Annotated in this window: 18 protein-coding genes; 17 read left to right on the plus strand and 1 reads right to left on the minus strand. The window is 74.7% G+C overall.

The window, feature by feature from the left end; translation table 11 throughout:
- Positions 1-14 precede the first annotated feature (14 nt).
- The 10 genes from F1D97_RS09010 to F1D97_RS09055 all read left to right on the plus strand — a co-directional run bounded on the left by F1D97_RS09010 (position 15) and on the right by F1D97_RS09055 (position 9,753).
- Positions 15-329: a hypothetical protein gene (locus tag F1D97_RS09010; protein ID WP_236120199.1), complete on the plus strand. Its 315-nt coding sequence runs from the start codon at positions 15-17 to the stop codon at positions 327-329.
- Between the two features lie 132 nt (positions 330-461).
- The gene (locus tag F1D97_RS09015) at positions 462-1,628 is read left to right on the plus strand and encodes an ROK family transcriptional regulator (RefSeq protein WP_236120200.1); all 1,167 of its coding nucleotides are present in this window, start codon (positions 462-464) and stop codon (positions 1,626-1,628) included.
- Positions 1,629-1,722: 94 nt separating this feature from the next.
- On the plus strand, positions 1,723-3,057 hold the full coding sequence (locus F1D97_RS09020) for an extracellular solute-binding protein (RefSeq protein WP_317618982.1): 1,335 nt from the start codon (positions 1,723-1,725) through the stop codon (positions 3,055-3,057).
- A gap of 252 nt (positions 3,058-3,309) precedes the next feature.
- On the plus strand, positions 3,310-4,224 hold the full coding sequence (locus F1D97_RS09025; protein ID WP_236120202.1) for a carbohydrate ABC transporter permease: 915 nt from the start codon (positions 3,310-3,312) through the stop codon (positions 4,222-4,224).
- Positions 4,221-5,147 carry a carbohydrate ABC transporter permease gene (locus F1D97_RS09030; RefSeq protein ID WP_236120203.1) on the plus strand — a complete coding sequence of 309 codons (927 nt, stop codon included), beginning with the start codon at positions 4,221-4,223 and terminating at the stop codon, positions 5,145-5,147. The genes F1D97_RS09025 and F1D97_RS09030 overlap by 4 nt, the downstream gene beginning before the upstream one ends.
- A gap of 4 nt (positions 5,148-5,151) precedes the next feature.
- A complete protein-coding gene (locus F1D97_RS09035; protein ID WP_236120204.1) occupies positions 5,152-6,189 on the plus strand; it encodes an ROK family protein in 1,038 nt (345 codons plus the stop codon).
- Entirely contained in the window at positions 6,189-6,971 is a 783-nt protein-coding gene (gene nagB, locus F1D97_RS09040; protein WP_236120205.1) for a glucosamine-6-phosphate deaminase, read from the plus strand. The genes F1D97_RS09035 and nagB overlap by 1 nt, the downstream gene beginning before the upstream one ends.
- 97 nt (positions 6,972-7,068) lie before the next feature.
- Positions 7,069-7,443: a DUF3039 domain-containing protein gene (locus F1D97_RS09045; RefSeq protein ID WP_236120206.1), complete on the plus strand. Its 375-nt coding sequence runs from the start codon at positions 7,069-7,071 to the stop codon at positions 7,441-7,443.
- Entirely contained in the window at positions 7,440-9,251 is a 1,812-nt protein-coding gene (locus F1D97_RS09050; RefSeq protein ID WP_236120207.1) for a DEAD/DEAH box helicase, read from the plus strand. The genes F1D97_RS09045 and F1D97_RS09050 overlap by 4 nt, the downstream gene beginning before the upstream one ends.
- A gap of 355 nt (positions 9,252-9,606) precedes the next feature.
- Positions 9,607-9,753: a hypothetical protein gene (locus F1D97_RS09055; RefSeq protein WP_236120208.1), complete on the plus strand. Its 147-nt coding sequence runs from the start codon at positions 9,607-9,609 to the stop codon at positions 9,751-9,753.
- Between the two features lie 121 nt (positions 9,754-9,874).
- Here F1D97_RS09055 and F1D97_RS09060 read toward each other — a convergent pair whose 3' ends face one another.
- On the minus strand, positions 9,875-11,242 hold the full coding sequence (locus tag F1D97_RS09060; RefSeq protein WP_236120209.1) for a nicotinate phosphoribosyltransferase: 1,368 nt from the start codon (positions 11,240-11,242) through the stop codon (positions 9,875-9,877).
- Between the two features lie 53 nt (positions 11,243-11,295).
- Between F1D97_RS09060 and clpS the strand changes: the two genes are divergently transcribed.
- From clpS to F1D97_RS09095, 7 genes are all read left to right on the plus strand, one after another.
- The gene (gene clpS, locus F1D97_RS09065) at positions 11,296-11,589 is read left to right on the plus strand and encodes an ATP-dependent Clp protease adapter ClpS (protein ID WP_236120210.1); all 294 of its coding nucleotides are present in this window, start codon (positions 11,296-11,298) and stop codon (positions 11,587-11,589) included.
- The gene (locus F1D97_RS09070) at positions 11,559-12,335 is read left to right on the plus strand and encodes a DUF2017 family protein (RefSeq protein ID WP_236120211.1); all 777 of its coding nucleotides are present in this window, start codon (positions 11,559-11,561) and stop codon (positions 12,333-12,335) included. The genes clpS and F1D97_RS09070 overlap by 31 nt, the downstream gene beginning before the upstream one ends.
- A gap of 10 nt (positions 12,336-12,345) precedes the next feature.
- Positions 12,346-13,161: a glutamate racemase gene (gene murI, locus F1D97_RS09075; RefSeq protein WP_236120212.1), complete on the plus strand. Its 816-nt coding sequence runs from the start codon at positions 12,346-12,348 to the stop codon at positions 13,159-13,161.
- Positions 13,162-13,222: 61 nt separating this feature from the next.
- Positions 13,223-14,008, plus strand: a complete 786-nt coding sequence (locus tag F1D97_RS09080) for an MBL fold metallo-hydrolase (protein ID WP_236120213.1) — start codon at positions 13,223-13,225, stop codon at positions 14,006-14,008.
- 65 nt (positions 14,009-14,073) lie between these two features.
- Positions 14,074-14,856: a ribonuclease PH gene (gene rph, locus F1D97_RS09085; protein WP_236120214.1), complete on the plus strand. Its 783-nt coding sequence runs from the start codon at positions 14,074-14,076 to the stop codon at positions 14,854-14,856.
- A complete protein-coding gene (rdgB, locus tag F1D97_RS09090; RefSeq protein ID WP_236120215.1) occupies positions 14,853-15,500 on the plus strand; it encodes an RdgB/HAM1 family non-canonical purine NTP pyrophosphatase in 648 nt (215 codons plus the stop codon). Before rph ends, rdgB begins: the two co-directional genes overlap by 4 nt.
- A 29-nt stretch (positions 15,501-15,529) precedes the next feature.
- Positions 15,530-17,251: an ABC-F family ATP-binding cassette domain-containing protein gene (locus F1D97_RS09095; RefSeq protein ID WP_396022588.1), complete on the plus strand. Its 1,722-nt coding sequence runs from the start codon at positions 15,530-15,532 to the stop codon at positions 17,249-17,251.
- The last annotated feature ends 60 nt before the right edge of the window (positions 17,252-17,311 follow it).

The raw sequence follows: 17,311 nt of genomic DNA on the forward strand, positions 1-17,311 counted from the left end.
CGTAGGGTCCACGCGTGCACCGTCGAGTCCCCGTCGCCGTCCTCGCCGCTCTGTCGCTCGTCGTGTCGTTCGCCGTGGCGCAGCTCAGCGGCGTCCGGGCGCTGGGGGGAGCGGTGCTGGTGCTCGGCGCCGCGTGGTGCGTGGTGCGCGCGTGGCGTCCGGCCGGGCCGGCGAGGTGCGCGCTGCTCGTGGTGCTCGGCGCGGTGTGCTTCGTCGCGTCGCACGTGCTCGCGCGCACGGCGCTGGGGCCGTGGGCGTCGGTCGCGCTGGTCGCGGCGGTGCTGGGCGTCGTCACGTGGTTCGTGGTGGACGCGCGCTCGCGCGCCTGAGACCCCTGCGCCCGGCCTGGAACCGCCCTCCGCCGCGCGGTGTGAGTCGGGCGGGTGAACGGACGGTCACGATGTGATCACAGTCACGGCATCCCCTTGACCGCGATTAATAAGGAAGGTCTACTAACAAACATGCCAGCGACCACCACGCAGCCCGGAGCCCGGGGCCGAGCCCTGCGGCCCACCGCCAAGGTGCTGCCCGGGCACGCGCGCGTGCACAACCGGTCGCTCGTCCTCGCGCACCTGTTCCACACCGGCCCCTCGTCGCGCGCCGACATCGCGCGCAGCACCGGACTCACGCGCGTGACGGTCTCGACGCTCGTCGGCGACCTCATCGAGGAGGGGCTCGTCGAGGAGCTCGGCGTCCGGTCCGAGGGCAAGGTCGGCAAGCCCGCGACGCTCGTCGGGATGCGCACCCAGGCGTTCCAGGTGGTCGCGGTCGACCTCACCGACGACGCCACGATCCTCGGCGCGGTCCTCACGCTCACCGGCGAGGTCGTCTCGCGCCACGAGGCCCCGCTCGACGGACGCACGGGGGAGGCCGCCGTCGTCGCGCTCGAGGGCGTGTGCCGCGCGCTCATCGCCGCGGCCGACCAGCCCGTGATCGGCGTCGGCATCGCCTCACCCGGTGTCATCCGCACGGACGGTCACGTCGTGCAGGCACCCAACCGTGGCTGGTACGACCTCGACCTCGCCGCCCTCCTGCACCAGCGGCTCGGCGTCCCGGTGCACGTCGCGAACGACGCGAACGCCCGCGCGCTCGGGGAGTTCACGTACGGCAAGGCGTCCGGCTCGGGGTCGATGGTCGTGACCGTCGGGCAGGGCGTCGGCGCCGGCCTCGTCGTCGACGGCGCGCTCGTGCTCGGCCGCAACAACGCCGCGGGCGAGATCGGCCACGTGACGGTGGTCGACGCGACGACCCCCGGCGAGACACCCGCCGCGTGCGCGTGCGGCCGCGCCGGCTGCCTCGAGACCGTGCTGAGCGTGCCGGCGCTGCGCCGCCGCGTCGCCGGCCTGTCCCCCCAGGAGTCCGACGCCGCCCTGGCGTCGGTCGGACGGATGCTGGGCATCGCCCTCGCACCCGTCGTCAGCGCGCTCGACCTCACGGAGGTCCTGCTCTCCGGCCCCACGGAGCTGCTGGACGGTCCCCTGCGCGAGGCGGCGCTCACGGCCATCCGGACCCGGACCATGCCCGTCATCGGGCGCGGGCTCACGGTGCGGATGGGTTCGCTCGACGAGGACGGGGCGCTGGCCGGTGCGGCGGTGCTCGTCCTGTCGGGGCAGCTCGGGGTCACGTGACGACCCCGAGCCGCCCCCTTGCAGTGTCACGGCACCACCCGGCGAACGCCGCCCCGGCGCTCGCCTCGCACTCGGGAGGAACCCCAACGTGAAGATGCTACGGTTCGCGGCCCTCGGCGTGGCGGCGACGCTCGCGCTGACCGCCTGCAGCTCCGACACCGACGACCCGTCGGGCGCCGCGACGACCGCGGGCGGCGACGGCACCCAGGCCGCCGAGGCGGCCGACATCACCCTGTGGCTGGCGGGCGGCGACACCAACGCCGACCTGCGCAAGTACCTCGTCGACACGTTCGCCGAGGAGAACCCGGGGTCGACGCTGACCATCGAGGAGGTCGCGTGGGGCGACCTCGTCACCAAGCTGACGACCGCGCTGCCCGACGCGGCCAACACGCCCGACGTCGTCGAGATCGGCAACACGCAGTCGCCGACCTTCACCACGGTCGGCGCGTTCCGTGACCTCACGCCGCTGTACGACGAGCTCGGCGGCGACAAGCTGCTGCCGTCCTTCGTCGACGTCGGCTCGGTCGACGGCAAGAACTACGCGCTGCCGTACTACTTCGGCTCGCGCTACATGTTCTACCGCAAGGACATCTGGACGGCGGCCGGCGTCGAGGTGCCGAAGACGCTCGCGGAGTTCACCGAGGCGGTCGCGAAGCTCAAGACGGACACGCAGTCCGGCTTCGCGATGGGCGGCCAGGACTGGCGCAACGGCATCTCGTGGGTGTTCGCCAACGGCGGCGAGCTCGCGACGGTCGACGGCACCACCTGGACCTCCACGCTCTCCGACCCGAACACCATCAAGGGTCTCGAGCAGTGGCAGGAGGTCTACCGGACCGCCTCGAACCTGCCCTCGACCGAGCGTGACGTCGCGTACTGGGACTTCCTCAACGACGGCACGGACGGCACGGGCCCCGACGCGGTGACGATCATGGCGCCGGGCTGGGCGCGCTGGTCGATCGGTGACATCACCAAGAACGACGCGGGCGAGGAGGTGCGCGACGGCATGGCGGACGACACGAAGTTCGACATCTTCGCGCTCCCGGGCGTCGACGGCGGCATCGCCCCGGTGTTCGCGGGTGGCTCCAACATCGCCGTCTCGGCGAAGTCGCAGCACCCCGAGCTCGCCGAGAACCTCCTGCGGATCATCTTCTCGGAGGAGTACCAGACGATGCTCGGCGGCGCGGGCCTCGGCCCGGGCAACTCCGACTACGTGTCCTCGCTCGGCGACGACAAGTTCGCCCAGACGATGATCGACACGGCCGCCGCCTCGAAGCTCACCCCGGCCGCGCCCGGCTGGGCCGCGATCGAGGGCGCGTTCGTGTACGAGGAGCTGTTCCAGAAGATCGCCGACGGCGGTGACGTGACCGCGCTGGCGAAGGAGTACGACGCCAAGCTCACGCCCATGCTCAACGGCGGCGCCGCGGGCTGAGCCCGCCCCGCCCGAGCCACCGGTCAGCCGTCCGCGGGGGAGCCCCTGCACCCCCGCGGACGGCCCCGGGCCGCGACGCCTCGCGCCCGCGGCCTCGGACCCCAGGAGACCCCCATGTCGAACGACGCCGACCTCGGCGTGCCCGCGCACACCGCCGGTGCGCCCACCCCGCCGGCCACTGCGCCGGCCACTGCGCCGGCTACTGGGCCGGCCGCTGCGACCGCCACCGCGCCCGCCACCGTGCCTGCCACCGTGCCTGCCACTGTGCCCGCGCCGCGCCGGCGCCGGACGCCCTCCGCCCCCTACTTCCTGCTCCTGCCCGCGGTCGTCGCGCTGCTCGCCGGCCTGGCGTACCCCGTCGGTCGCCAGATCGTCATGTCGATGCAGAAGTACGGGCTCGAGCAGCAGTTCGGTCAGCCCCCGGAGTTCGTCGGGCTGGACAACTTCACGCGCATCTTCACCGACGACAGCCTGTGGGCGGTCGTGCTGCGGTCGGTCGTGTTCTGCCTCGTGAACGCGCTGCTGACGGTCGTCATCGGGCTCGCGCTCGCGCTGCTCATGCGTGCCGTGCACACCGCGGTGCGCCTCGCGCTCCAGGTCTGCCTGCTGCTCGCCTGGGCGATGCCCATGGTCGCGGGCGTCACCGTGTTCAAGTGGCTGTTCGACTACCGCACGGGCGTCGTCAACTGGCTGCTCGTGCGGCTCGGCCTCGACGGCTTCCACAACTTCTCGTGGCTCTCGCAGCCGTTCACGTTCTTCCTCGTCGCGACGCTCGTGATCGTGTGGATGTCGGTGCCGTTCGTCGCGCTGTCGATCTACGCGGGCCTCACCGCGGTGCCCGAGGAGGTGCTCGAGGCCGCGCGCATCGACGGCGCCAACGCGCGCCAGCAGCTGTGGCACGTGCTCCTGCCGATGGTCAAGCCCGTGCTGTCGATCGTCCTGCTGCTGCAGGTCATCTGGGACCTGCGCGTGTTCGCGCAGATCCGCCTGCTGCAGGACGCCGGTGCGCCCGTGTCCGAGACCAACCTGCTCGGCAACTTCATCTACGAGCTCGGCATGAGCCGCCAGGACTTCGGCGGCGCGGCCGCCGTCTCGATCTTCGTCCTGGTGCTCACGATCCTGCTGAGCTGGCCGTACGTCCGCAGTCTCCTGAAGGAGGACGCATGAGCGCCGTCGCGCCCGCCCAGCCGTCGCGTCCCGCCCCGGTGGCCGACCGGTCCACCGCCGCCCGCAAGCCCCACACCCCGGGCCGGACCCGCCGCCGCGTGCGCGCCGTCGCGCTCGGTGCGCTCGGCATCGCCGCCGCGCTCGTCTGGGTGTTCCCCGTGTACTGGATGGTGCTGTCGGCGTTCACGCCCGCGGCCTACCTGCGCGCGTCGACGCCCGAGTTCCTCCCGCTGCACGCGACCGGCGTGAACTTCGCCCGCGTGCTCGAGGGCGGCGGGTTCACCAACGCGCTGAAGATGAGCCTCGCGGTCACGTCGATCACTGTCGTCGCGGTCCTGGCGTTCGCGTTCCTCGGGGCGCTCGCCATCAGCCGGTGGCGGTTCCGCGGGCGGCGCTCGTTCGTCCTCGCGGTGCTGTTCATCCAGATGCTGCCCGCCGAGGGGCTGTTCATCGCGCAGTACAAGATGCTCGCGGGCGTCCACCTGCTCGACTCGGTCATCGGCGTCTCGGTGCTGTACGTCGCGGCGATCATCCCGTTCACGGTCTGGATGCTGCGCGGGTTCGTCGCGGGCGTGCCCGCCGAGCTCGAGGAGGCCGCGATGGTCGACGGGCTCTCGCGCACGCAGGCGTTCCTGCGCATCACGTTCCCGCTGCTCGCGCCGGGGCTCGTGGCCTCGGGCGTGTACGCGTTCCTGCAGGCGTGGAACGAGTTCACGGTCGCGCTCGTCGCGCTGCCGTCGCAGTCCAGCCAGACGCTGCCGCTGTGGCTGCGCGAGTTCCTGTCGGCGTCCGCGAACCGCGGCGTCGACTGGGGGCAGGTCATGGCCGCCTCGACGCTCATCGCCATCCCGGTGATCGTGTTCTTCCTGGTCGTGCAGGGCCGCATGACGTCGGGTCTGGTCTCCGGCGCGGTCAAGGGCTGACGCGATGACGGACCAGACGACGGCCGGCCCCGCCACGGGACGGCCCCCGACTCCCGCGCGCCCGTCCGCGCGCCCGTCCGTGGGCGTGGACGTGGGCGGGACGAGCACCGTGACGGTCGTGCTCGACGGCGACGGCCGCGTGGGCGAGCGTGACACCTCGCCCACGCCGAGCGGCGCCGCCGCGATCGCCGCGCACACGGCGCAGGCCGTCCGGCGCACCGCGGCGCGCGCGGGCCTCGCGCTCGACGACCTCGCGGGTGTCGGGATCGGTGTGCCCGGCGTGGTCGACCCGGGCCCGGGCACAGTCGCGAACGCGGTCAACCTCGGGATCGACGGCAGCGCGCCGCTCGCCGCGCTCGTCGCGACCGCGCTCGGTGCTGCCGGGCTCGGTGCTGCCGGGCTCGCCGACGACGGCGCGCCGCGCGTCGTCGTCGAGAACGACCTCAACGCCGCGGTGCTCGGCGCGGCGCACGTGCTGCACGAGCGGACCGGGACGGCGGTCGACGACCTCGCGTTCATCGCGCTCGGCACCGGGCTCGCCGCGGGGATCATGCTCGACGGTCGCCTGCGCCGCGGGCCGCACCGCGCCGCGGGGGAGATCGGCCACCTGCGCTACGTGCCCGACGGGCTGCCGTGCAAGTGCGGTCAGACGGGCTGCCTCGAGCGGTACGGCTCCGGCTCGGCGCTCGACGCCGCGTGGGGCCCGTCGCGCTCGGGCCGGCCCGCGCCCGTGGAGGTGTTCGAGGCCGCCGCCGCGGGGGACGCGTTCGCGGTGGGGGTGCGCGACGAGTTCGTCGCCGCGGTCGCCGCGGCGGTCCGGGTGCTCGTGCTCACGTGCGACGTCGGGCGCGTCGTCATCGGCGGCGGGGTCGCGCAGCTCGGTGAGCCGCTGCTGCGGGCACTCGTCACCGAGCTCGACCGGCAGGCCGCGTCGTCGCCGTTCCTGGCGGCCGCCGACCTGCCGAGCCGGGTCCAGCTCGCACCCGCGGGGCTGCCCGTGGGTGCCGTCGGGGCGGCGCTCGTCGCCCGGGGAGGTCGTTGATGGAGGTCGTCATCGCACCCGCGCCGCAGCTCGCGCGGCTCGCGGCCGACGCGGTCGAGCGGCTCGTGCGCCGCCGGCCCGCGGCCGTGCTGGGGCTCGCCACGGGGTCCAGCCCGCTCGCGGTGTACGACGAGCTCGTGCGCCGCCACCGCGAGGACGGGCTGTCGTTCGCGCACGTGCGCGCGTTCATGCTCGACGAGTACGTGGGCCTGCCCGCCGACCACCCGCAGCGGTACCGCACCGTCATCGAGGCCGAGATCGCCTCGCGCGTGGACCTCGCGCCGGGCGCCGTGCTCGGGCCGGACGGCCTGGCCGACGACCTGGCGGCGGCGTGCGCGGACTACGAGCGCGCGATCGCGGACGCGGGCGGCGTGGACCTGCAGCTGCTCGGCATCGGGACGGACGGGCACGTCGCGTTCAACGAGCCGGGCTCGTCGCTCGCGTCGCGCACGCGCATCAAGACGCTCACGCGCCAGACGCGCGAGGACAACGCGCGCTTCTTCGACGACGACGTGGCGCAGGTGCCCACGCACTGCCTCACGCAGGGGCTCGCGACGATCATGTCGGCGCGCCACCTGGTGCTGCTCGCGCAGGGCCGCGCCAAGGCCGAGGCCGTCCACCAGCTCGTCGAGGGTCCGGTGTCCGCGCTGTGGCCCGCCACGGTCCTGCAGCACCACCCGCACGTCACGGTGCTCGTCGACGACGCGGCCGCGAGCCGCCTGCAGCTCGCCGACCACTACCGCGAGACGTACGCCGCCAAGCCCGCGTGGCAGACGCTCTGAGGCGCGCCGGACACGCCCGGCTGCACGTCCCGGGCCCGTCCCGCTGCGCGAGACCGGCCTCCCGGTCGTGTCGGGCGCGCGACGTAGACTGCGCGCCATGAGTGAACCGCAGTTCCCGCCCGCCGGCCCCGACGACCCGTTCGGCCCGGACCAGGCGACGGGGACGAGCGTCCTCGAGCGCACGGAGACGACCGAGCAGGTCGAGCCGGGCGACCACGAGCGGTTCGCGCACTACGTGCGCAAGGAGAAGATCACCGAGTCCGCGGTGACCGGCAAGCCGGTCGTCGCGCTGTGCGGCAAGGTGTGGGTCCCGGGTCGGGACCCGAACAAGTTCCCCGTGTGCCCCACGTGCAAGCAGATCTACGACGGTCTGCGTCCGCCGCAGGACGGCGACGGGCAGTCCGGCGGTGACGGCGGCTCCGGTGGCTCGGGCGGCGGGCGCCGCTGGGGCTTCGGGCGCGGCGGGCGTTGAGCGCCGCCTTCGAACCGTCCACCACGCACGCGTCGACGTCGGCGGCATCGCACCTGCCGCCGGCCTTCCCGTCGCGTGCGCCCTGGGGGACGGCGGGCAAGCTGCGCGCCTGGCAGGCCGAGGCGCTCGAGCTGTACCGGGCGCGTGAGCCGCGGGACTTCCTCGCGGTCGCGACGCCGGGTGCGGGCAAGACGACGTTCGCGCTGCGCATCGCCACCGAGCTGCTCGAGCGGCGCGTGGTGCGCCGCGTGACGGTCGTGGCGCCGACCGACCACCTCAAGCGGCAGTGGGCGGACGCCGCCGCGCGCGTCGGGATCCGGCTGGACCCGAACTTTTCGAACGCGCAGGGGCGCCACGGTCACGGCTTCGACGGCGTCGCGGTGACGTACGCGCAGGTCGCGAACAAGCCCGCGCTGCACGCCGCGCGCACCACCGCGGCGCGCACGCTCGTCATCCTCGACGAGGTGCACCACGGCGGCGACGCGCTGTCCTGGGGCGACGGCGTGCGCGAGGCGTTCGAGGGCGCCGAGCGGCGCCTGGCCCTGACGGGCACGCCGTTCCGCTCGGACACCGCCGCGATCCCGTTCGTGACGTACGAGCGTGACGCGCACGGCATCCGCCGTTCGGTCGCGGACTACTCCTACGGCTACGGCGACGCGCTGCGCGACCACGTCGTGCGCCCGGTGATCTTCCTGTCCTACTCGGGCAGCATGCGCTGGCGCACCAAGTCGGGCGACGAGGTCAGCGCGCGGCTCGGCGAGGCCATGACCAAGGACATGACCGCGCAGGCGTGGCGCACGGCGCTCGACCCGGGCGGCGAGTGGATCCCCGCGGTCGTCCAGGCCGCGGACCGCCGCCTGACCGAGGTGCGTCGCAGCGTGCCGGACGCGGGCGCGATGATCATCGCGACCGACCAGACCGACGCGCGCGCGTACGCGGGCCACATCGCGCGGATCACGGGCACCTCACCGACCGTCGTGCTGTCCGACGACGACGGCGCGAGCGACAAGATCGACGAGTTCTCGGCCGGCGACTCGCGCTGGCTCGTCGCGGTGCGCATGGTGTCCGAGGGTGTCGACGTGCCGCGCCTCGCGGTGGGCGTCTACGCGACGAGCACCGCGACGCCGCTGTTCTTCGCGCAGGCCGTCGGGCGGTTCGTGCGCGCGCGCAAGCGCGGCGAGACCGCGTCGGTGTTCCTGCCGTCGGTCCCGCAGCTGCTCGAGCTCGCCAACACGCTCGAGGCCGAGCGGGACCACGCGCTCGACCGTCCGAAGACGGCGGAGGAGGAGGGCGCGGGCTACAACCCCGAGGACGCGCTCCTCGCCGCGGCGAACCGCGAGCAGAACGGTCCCGACGCGATCGGGTCGGACGGCCTGCAGGGCACGTTCGAGGCGCTCGAGGCGCAGGCGTCGTTCGACCGCGTGCTGTTCGACGGCGGCGAGTTCGGCACGGGTGCCGAGGTCGGGTCCGACGAGGAGCTCGACTTCCTGGGCCTGCCGGGGCTGCTCGACGCCGACCAGGTGTCCGCGCTGCTGCGCCAGCGCCAGGCGGACCAGCTCAAGGGCCGCCGCTCGGTGCGCACGGCGGCGCCGGACCTCGAGGAGATGGACCACCGCAAGCAGGCGGAGCTGCGCAAGGAGCTCGCTCAGCTCGTGGGCGCGTGGTCGCGGCGCAGCGGGCAGCCGCACGGCTCGGTGCACTCGGAGCTGCGGCGCCGGTGCGGGGGGCCGGAGGTCGCGCTCGCGGACCCGGCGCAGCTCGAGGCGCGGGTCGCGATGCTGCGGGGCTGGTTCGTCGGCAAGCGCTGAGGCTGCGACCCGGATCGGTCTGTCGCGCACCCGGCGCGGGGCCTAATCGCTTGACGTTTCCCCTGATCGGGCGACCACACAAGTACCGTCTCAAATCGTGGACGGCTCGCCGACCGCGACCGGCGGAGCGAACCCGCAGGTCAGGACGGGTGGACGCGCGTCCACATACCAGCGGCACCGTCGCCCGCAAGTCGTGCGCTCGACGTGCCGAACGGGCCGGGGCGGGGGAGTGTTGACGTGCTCGAGAGAGCGAGAACCACCAGACCGCTCCACCTGACGAACGGGCGCCCGGACTCCGGGGGAGCCCGCTCCCTCCCGCCGGCAGCCCCCTGCCGGCCGACGAAAGGGGTACGCGATGCCCTCGTGGCTCATCCTCGTCATCATCGGCGTCGTCCTGCTGATCATCGGCTTCAGCGGCGTCGGTCAGTTCCTCATCTGGATCGGCCTCGCCGTGCTCGTCGTGAGCCTGATCCTGGCCCTCGCGGGCCGCCGCCGCGTGTAGCGACGCGACCACGGCCGGAGCACCACGCCCGGCCGGCACGACTCGACGGACGTCGACCCTGCGGGGGTCGGCGTCCGTCGTGCGTCAGGGGGCGTGCCTCGGAGGTCTGAGGGGGTCGGCGTCAGGCCAACGTCAGCGCCACGGTCGGCACGGCCGCCTCGTCGGCCGACAGGCGACGCGCGCCGCGCGGCAGCTCGGCACGCGACTCGCGGTGCCGCTGCGCCGCGGCGGTGACGCCCTGCGGTCCCGTCCACCGGGCGTCGACCTCGCCCTCGACGACGAGCGGGACGTGCAGCGGGCGCAGCTCACCCGGGCCGTCGTCGCCGGCGAACGCCGCACGCGCCGCCTCCGCCGACGCCGAGACCTCGCGCACGCGCTCGTCGCGACCGCCGACCAGCACCTCCTCGACGTCGCGCCCCTCGACCGTGCGCCGGGCGGCGGCCTTGCGACCGCCGACGCTCGTCTTCGCGGTCGACGCCTTGGCGACCGGCTGCATGACGCCGTCGCGGTCCTCCCGCGCGACGAGCTTGTAGACCATGCCGCACGTGGGCGCGCCCGAGCCGGTGACGACCGACGTCCCGACGCCGTAGGAGTCGACGGGCGCGACGGCGAGCGCCGCGATGGCGTGCTCGTCCAGGTCGGAGGTCACGGTGATCTTCACGGACCGCGCCCCGGCGGCGTCGAGCTGCGCACGCACCTCCTGCGCGAGCGAGGCCAGGTCGCCCGAGTCGAGCCGCACCGCTCCGAGCGACGTCCCTGCGGCCTCGAGCGCCGCCGCGACGCCACGCTTCACGTCGTACGTGTCGACCAGGAGCGTGGTGCCCACGCCGAGCGCGTCGACCTGCGACGCGAACGCGGCCGCCTCGTCGTCGTGCAGCAGCGTGAACGCGTGCGCGGCCGTGCCGATCGTCGGGATGCCGTAGCGCCGCCCGGCCTCGAGGTTCGACGTGCCCGCGAACCCGGCGACAGCCGCCGCGCGCGCCGCCGCGACGCCCGCCCACTCGTGCGCGCGCCGCGAGCCCATCTCGAGGCACGGCCGGTCGAGCGCGGCGCTCGTCATGCGTGAGGCCGCGGACGCGACCGCCGAGTCGTAGTTGAGGACGGACAGCACGAGCGTCTCGAGCAGCACCGCCTCGGCGAACGTCCCGTCGACGACGAGCACGGGGGACTGGGGGAAGAACACCTCGCCCTCGGCGTACCCGACGACGGACCCGGTGAACCGGTAGCCCGCGAGGAACTCGAGCGTCGCGTCGTCGACCACGCGCTCGTCGGCGAGCCAGTCGAGCTCGGCCGCGCCGAACCGGAACCGCTCGAGCTCCTCCAGCACGCGACCCGTCCCGGCGACCACGCCGTACCGCCGACCGGGTGGCAGGCGACGGGTGAAGACCTCGAACACGCACCGCCGCCGGGCCGTGCCGTCACGCAGCGCGGCCTGGAGCATGGTCAGCTCGTACCGATCTGTCAGGAGTGCGCTCGTGGCCTGCGTCATGGCCACACGGTAGGCCGAAGCACCATCGCCGCGCGCTGCCTAGAGTGGTCCCCGTGAGCTCGGCACCGCACCTCGACGAGGCCGTCGCCTCCGACACGCAGGCGGAGGTCGACGACCCCTGGGTGACGATCGTGTGGAACGACCCGGTCAACCTCATGACCTACGTGACGTACGTGTTCGAGACGTACTTCGGGCACCCCCGCACGGTCGCGGAGCAGCTCATGCGGCGCGTGCACACCGAAGGCCGGGCGGTCGTGTCGCGCGGCACGCTCGAGGCGATGGAGGTCGACGTGCAGGCGATGCACGGGTTCGGGCTGTGGGCGACCCTGCAGCGCAGCGGACGCTGATGCGCGGGTTCGTCGCACGTCAGCACGAGTACGTGGCGCGGCTCGACGCCGACGAGCGCGCGGTGCTCGCGGGCATCGCGTCCGAGGTCGCGGTGCTGCTCGGCGCGGAGAAGTTCCGCACGGCGGGTCGGCTGCGCGCGGACGCGGGCACGGGCGCCGAGGGGTCCGACGAGACCGCCGACGACGACGAGCTCGCCGACGAGCCGCCGCTGCACGCGCTCGGCTGGCCGTGGCAGCGGCCCGTCGAGGCGCCGACGGACCCCGCGGTGCGCCGGATCCTGCCGGACGCGAGCGACGACCCGGAGCAGGCCGCGGAGTTCCGTCGGCTGACCGACGCGGACCTGCGGGCGCGCAAGATCGCGGGGCTGCGCACGTGGTGGCACGCGCTGCGCACGCCGGGCGGTCGGCAGGGTGACGCGGTGGCGATCACGGCGGCGGAGGCACCCGCGGTCGCGGCCGCGATGACGGACGTGCGGATCGTGCTGGCCGACCGGCTCGGGATCCGCACCGACGAGGACGGCGAGCGCATCTACTCCGAGCTGCAGGCCCCGTCGCCCGCCGACGGCCCGGGTCCGGACGGCGGGGAGGCCGCTGCGGTCCGACGCGCGTTCGTGGGCGTGTACGCGATGCTCTCGGAGCTGCAGGAGACGCTCGTCGTCGCGATGCTCGCGCGGGCCCGCTCACGTGACACGACACACGGCCGCCCGGGCTCCGGCCCGGACGGTCGCGCCGGATCCGCGGGCTAGGCTCGTCCGCGTGAACGACGCGCCCATCGGGATCTTCGACTCCGGCGTCGGGGGCCTGACGGTCGCGAGAGCGATCCTCGACCAGCTCCCGCACGAGTCGACGCTCTACATCGGCGACACCCTCAACACGCCGTACGGCACCAAGCCGCTGGCCGCGGTGCGCGCGTTCGCGCTGCAGGTCATGGACGACCTGGTCGACGCGGGTGTCAAGCTGCTGGTCATCGCGTGCAACACCGCGTCGGCGGCGATGCTGCGCGACGCGCGCGAGCGCTACACGCTGCGCCGCGGCATCCCGGTGGTCGAGGTGATCCTGCCCGCGGCGCGGCGCGCGGTCGCCGCGACGCGCACGGGTCGCATCGGCGTGATCGCGACGCGCGCGACGGTCGAGTCGCTCGCGTACGACGACGCGTTCGCGGTCGCCCCCGGGCTGAGCCTGATCACGCAGGCGTGCCCGCGGTTCGTGCCGCTCGTCGAGGCGGGCGTGACCTCGGGCCCCGAGGTGCTGGCCGTCGCGCACGAGTACCTCGACCCGGTGCGCGAGGCCGGCGTCGACACGCTCGTGCTGGGCTGCACGCACTACCCGCTGCTCACGGGTGCGATCTCCTACGTCATGGGCGAGGAGGTCACGCTCGTCTCGAGCGCCGAGGAGACCGCGAAGGACGTGTACCGCACGCTCGTCGCGCACGGGCTCGAGCGTTCGGTGGACGCGGGCCCGCCGCAGCACCGGTTCCTCGCCACGGGCGACCCGGACTCGTTCCGGACGCTCGCCCGCCGCTTCCTGGGCCCCGAGGTCGACGCCGTCGAGCCCGCCGGGGCGCTGCGGTGAGCGCCCGGACCCGCCCCACCAGTCCCGAGACCTGGCGCGACCGCGCCGCGGAGGCCCCGAGATGAGACTCGTCGTGATCGGCTGCGCCGGCTCGTACCCGTCGGCGGACGCCGCCGCGTCGTCGTACCTCGTGCAGGCCGACGACGCCGACGGGCGCACGTGGAACGTGCTGCTCGACATCGGCAACGGCGCGCTGAGCCCGCTCCAGAGGTTCGGCGACCCGGCCGCGCTCGACGCGGTCGCCGTGTCGCACCTGCACTCCGACCACGTCGCGGACCTCGTCGTGCTCAACGTGCTGCGCCGCTACCGGCCCGACGGCGCGCTGCCGCCCATCGACGTGTGGGGGCCGCAGGGGACCGAGCAGCGGCTCGCGGACATGGCCGGCAAGGACCCGGCGACCGAGCTCGACGGGCAGTTCCGGTTCCGCACGTGGGACCCGGCCGCGCCCGTGCACGTCGGGCCGCTGACGATCACGCCCGTGCCCGTCGAGCACCCCGTCCCGGCGTTCGGCCTGCACGTGTCCGGCCCGTCGGAGGACGACCCGTCCCGCGCCGTGACGCTCGGCTACACGGGCGACACCGACGAGTGCGACGGCCTCGACACGCTCGCCGCGACCGACCTGCTGCTGTGCGAGGCGGGCTTCCGGGACGGTCTGGACGACCACCTGCGGGGCATCCACCTGACCGGGGGTCGCGCGGGCGCCGCGGCGGCGCGCGGCGGCTCCGGGCGGCTCGTGCTGACGCACCTGACGGCGTGGGAGGACCCGCGCGAGGTCGTCGCGCACGCGGCGAGCGCGTACCCGGGTCGGATCGACGTCGCGCGTCCGGGCGCGCTGTTCACGCTCTGACGCCCGCGGCGTCGGCGGCAGCACCCACGGCGGGACGCGGGCGCCCGGGTCGTTAGGCTCGGGGCATGTCTGCCACCCCTGTGACCTCCGCGCGCCCGGACGGGCGTGCCGCCGACGAGCTGCGGCCCGTCACCATCACGCGCCGGTTCCTGACCGCGGGCGAGGGCTCGGTCCTCGTCGAGTTCGGCGGCACCAAGGTGCTGTGCGTCGCGTCGTTCACGGAGGGTGTGCCGCGCTGGCGCAAGGGCTCGGGCGAGGGCTGGGTCACGGCGGAGTACTCGATGCTGCCGCGCGCCACGGACAGCCGCTCGGACCGTGAGTCGGTGCGCGGGAAGATCGGCGGCCGCACGCACGAGATCTCGCGGCTCATCGGCCGCTCGCTGCGCGCCGTGGTGGACGTCGCGGCGCTCGGCGAGAACACGATCGTGCTGGACTGCGACGTGCTGCAGGCCGACGGGGGGACGCGCACCGCGTCGATCACGGGCGCGTACGTGGCGCTCGCGGACGCGGTGGCCTGGGCCGTCGGCCAGCGCATCATCGCGCCCGGCCGCCAGGTGCTGCGCGACTCGGTGTCGGCCGTGAGCGTCGGGATCGTCGACGGCGTGCCGGTGCTCGACCTGCCGTACGTCGAGGACGTGCGCGCGGAGACCGACATGAACGTCGTCGTGACCGGCTCGGGCGCGTTCGTCGAGGTGCAGGGCACCGCCGAGCACGCGCCGTTCGTGCGCGGCGAGCTCGACGCGCTGCTCGACCTCGCCCTCGCGGGCACGGCCCGGCTCGCCGAGCTGCAGGCCGCCGCGCTCGCGGCGCCGCCGTCGGACGGCTCGGCGACGCGGGGGCACGCGTGAGCGTCCCGGCCGGCGCGCGGCTCGTCCTCGCGACGCACAACGCGCACAAGGTCGGCGAGCTGCGCGCGATCCTCGCGCCCGTGCTGCCGGACCTCGCACCCGACGCCGTCGTGGGCGCCCGGGACGTGGGCGCGCCCGAGCCCGTCGAGGACGGTGTGACGTTCGGCCAGAACGCGCTGCTCAAGGCGCGTGCGCTCGCGGCGTTCACGGGGCTGCCCGCGGTGGCGGACGACTCCGGGCTGTCCGTCGACGTCCTCGGCGGCGCGCCCGGCATCTTCTCCGCCCGCTGGGCGGGGCGGCACGGCGACGACGCGGCGAACCTCGAGCTGCTGCTCGCGCAGCTCGCGGACATCCGCGAGCCCCACCGCGGTGCGCGGTTCGTGTGCGCCGCCGCGCTCGTGACGCCCGACGGGTTCGAGCACGTCGAGACGGGTGCGCTCGTCGGGACGCTCGCGCTCGCGCCGCGCGGCGCGGGCGGCTTCGGGTACGACCCCGCGCTCGTCCCGCTCGGCGAGACGCGCACGTGCGCCGAGCTCACGCCGGAGGAGAAGAACGCGATCAGCCACCGCGGCCAGGCGTTCCGTGCGCTCGCGCCGGTCGTCGCGCGCGTCCTGGCGGGTCCCGACGAGGGTGCCGGCGGTTGACGCCCGAGCCTGACGTCCGGCCGGGGTCGGTGCAGCTCGTGGCCGACGCGGTGTCGTTCGGCTACCCGGGCCGTCCGGTGCTCGACCGGCTCGACCTGACGGTCTCGGCGGGGGAGCGGGTCGGCCTCGTCGGCGAGAACGGCGCGGGCAAGACGACGCTGCTGCGCGTGCTCGCGGGCGAGCTGGCGCCCACCTCCGGCACGGTGCGGCGCTCGGGCTCGCTCGCGGTCGTCGACCAGGAGCTCGTCGTGGGTCCCGACGACACCGTCGGGACGCTCGTGCGCGCCACGCGAGCGAGCGTGCGCGCGGTCGCGGCCGAGCTCGAGACGGCCATCGCGGCGTTCGACCACGAGAGCGGCGACCTGGCGGCGCTGACCGCGGCGATGACGCGCTACGAGCAGCTCGCGGCGTGGGACGTGGACCGCCGCGTCGACGAGGCGCTCACCCGGTTCGGCGCGCCGCGGCAGCCGGACCGCCGCCTCGCCGAGCTGAGCGTGGGCGAGCGGTACCGCGTGCGCCTCGCGTGCCGCGTCGGCGAGCGCTCGGACGTGCTGCTGCTCGACGAGCCGACCAACCACCTCGACGCGGCGGGCATCGACTACCTCACCGGCCTGCTGCGCGAGTGGCCGGGCGCGGTCGTCATCGTCACGCACGACCGGCAGCTGCTCGACGACGTCATGACCGCGATCCTCGACCTCGACCCCGCGATGGACGGGCGACCGGCGCTGTACGGCGCCACGCGCTACGCCGACTACCGGTTCGCCAAGGACCAGATGCTGCGCCGCTGGCGCGCGCGGTACCGGGCGGAGCGCAAGCGCGCGCTGCAGCTCGCGCAGCGGCTCGACGCCTCGTACGAAGGCCTGTCCGACGAGTGGCGCCCGCCCAAGGGCTCGAACAAGCACCGGCGCGGCACGCGTGCCCGCATCCACGTCAAGGCCGCCGACCGGCTCGTCCAACGGCTCGAGGCGCAGGCCGTCGCGGTGCCCGTGCCGCCGCCGACGCTCGCGTTCCCCGACCTGCCGAGCCTGCCGCGTCGCGCCTCGACGGGCGCCGACCCCGACCGGCCGCTCGACCCCGACGCCGACCGTCGTGCGGCGCACTCCGGGCCGTTGCTCGAGCTGCGCGCGCCGCGCGTCGTCGGCCCGCACGGCGTGCGGCTCGACCTGCCGGGGCGCCGGATCGACGTCGCGCCCGCGTCGCGCCTGCTCGTCGTCGGGCCCAACGGGTCCGGCAAGTCCACGCTGCTCGCCGCGCTCGTCGGCACGCTGCCGCTCGACCGGGGGACGCGCACGGTCGCGTCGGGCGTGCGGCTCGGCGTGCTCGGCCAGGAGGGGCCCGCGGAGCACGCCGACGTCACGGCCGGCCCCGCCGGGCTCGTCGCGGACGCGCCGCGCGGCCCGTCCGCGTTCGACGCGTACGCGCGCCACGCGCTCGACCTGCTGGAGGCCGGGCAGCTCGACCCCGAGCAGCTCGTCCCGGTCGCGGCGCTCGGTCTGCTGACCGAGGAGGACCTCGAACGCCCGGTGCGCGAGCTGTCCGTGGGTCAGCGGCGCCGGTTCGACCTCGCGTGCGCGCTGCTCGCCGCGCCGCACGTGCTGGTGCTCGACGAGCCGACCAACCACCTGTCGGTCGGGCTGGTCGACGAGCTCACGGCCGCGCTGCGCGCGACGTCCGCCGCGGTCGTCGTCGCGACGCACGACCGGCGCATGCGCGCGGACCTGGCGGACTGGCCGGTGCTCGACCTGTCCTGACGCCGCGGACGCGCGGCTCCTGGACAGGCGAGCTGACAGGCGAGCTCAGGGCAGGCGAGC

Origin of the sequence: Cellulomonas palmilytica, from assembly GCF_021590045.1 — a bacterium.
GTDB lineage: Bacteria > Actinomycetota > Actinomycetes > Actinomycetales > Cellulomonadaceae > Cellulomonas > Cellulomonas palmilytica.

Coding starts and splice junctions, on each gene's coding strand:
- F1D97_RS09015 (WP_236120200.1), top strand. CDS start 462: ATGCCAGCGACCACCACGCAGCCCGGAGCCCGGGGCCGAGCCCTGCGG.
- F1D97_RS09020 (WP_317618982.1), top strand. CDS start 1,723: ATGCTACGGTTCGCGGCCCTCGGCGTGGCGGCGACGCTCGCGCTGACC.
- F1D97_RS09030 (WP_236120203.1), top strand. CDS start 4,221: ATGAGCGCCGTCGCGCCCGCCCAGCCGTCGCGTCCCGCCCCGGTGGCC.
- F1D97_RS09035 (WP_236120204.1), top strand. CDS start 5,152: ATGACGGACCAGACGACGGCCGGCCCCGCCACGGGACGGCCCCCGACT.
- nagB (WP_236120205.1), top strand. CDS start 6,189: ATGGAGGTCGTCATCGCACCCGCGCCGCAGCTCGCGCGGCTCGCGGCC.
- F1D97_RS09045 (WP_236120206.1), top strand. CDS start 7,069: ATGAGTGAACCGCAGTTCCCGCCCGCCGGCCCCGACGACCCGTTCGGC.
- F1D97_RS09055 (WP_236120208.1), top strand. CDS start 9,607: ATGCCCTCGTGGCTCATCCTCGTCATCATCGGCGTCGTCCTGCTGATC.
- F1D97_RS09060 (WP_236120209.1), bottom strand. CDS start 11,242: ATGACGCAGGCCACGAGCGCACTCCTGACAGATCGGTACGAGCTGACC.
- F1D97_RS09080 (WP_236120213.1), top strand. CDS start 13,223: ATGAGACTCGTCGTGATCGGCTGCGCCGGCTCGTACCCGTCGGCGGAC.
- rph (WP_236120214.1), top strand. CDS start 14,074: ATGTCTGCCACCCCTGTGACCTCCGCGCGCCCGGACGGGCGTGCCGCC.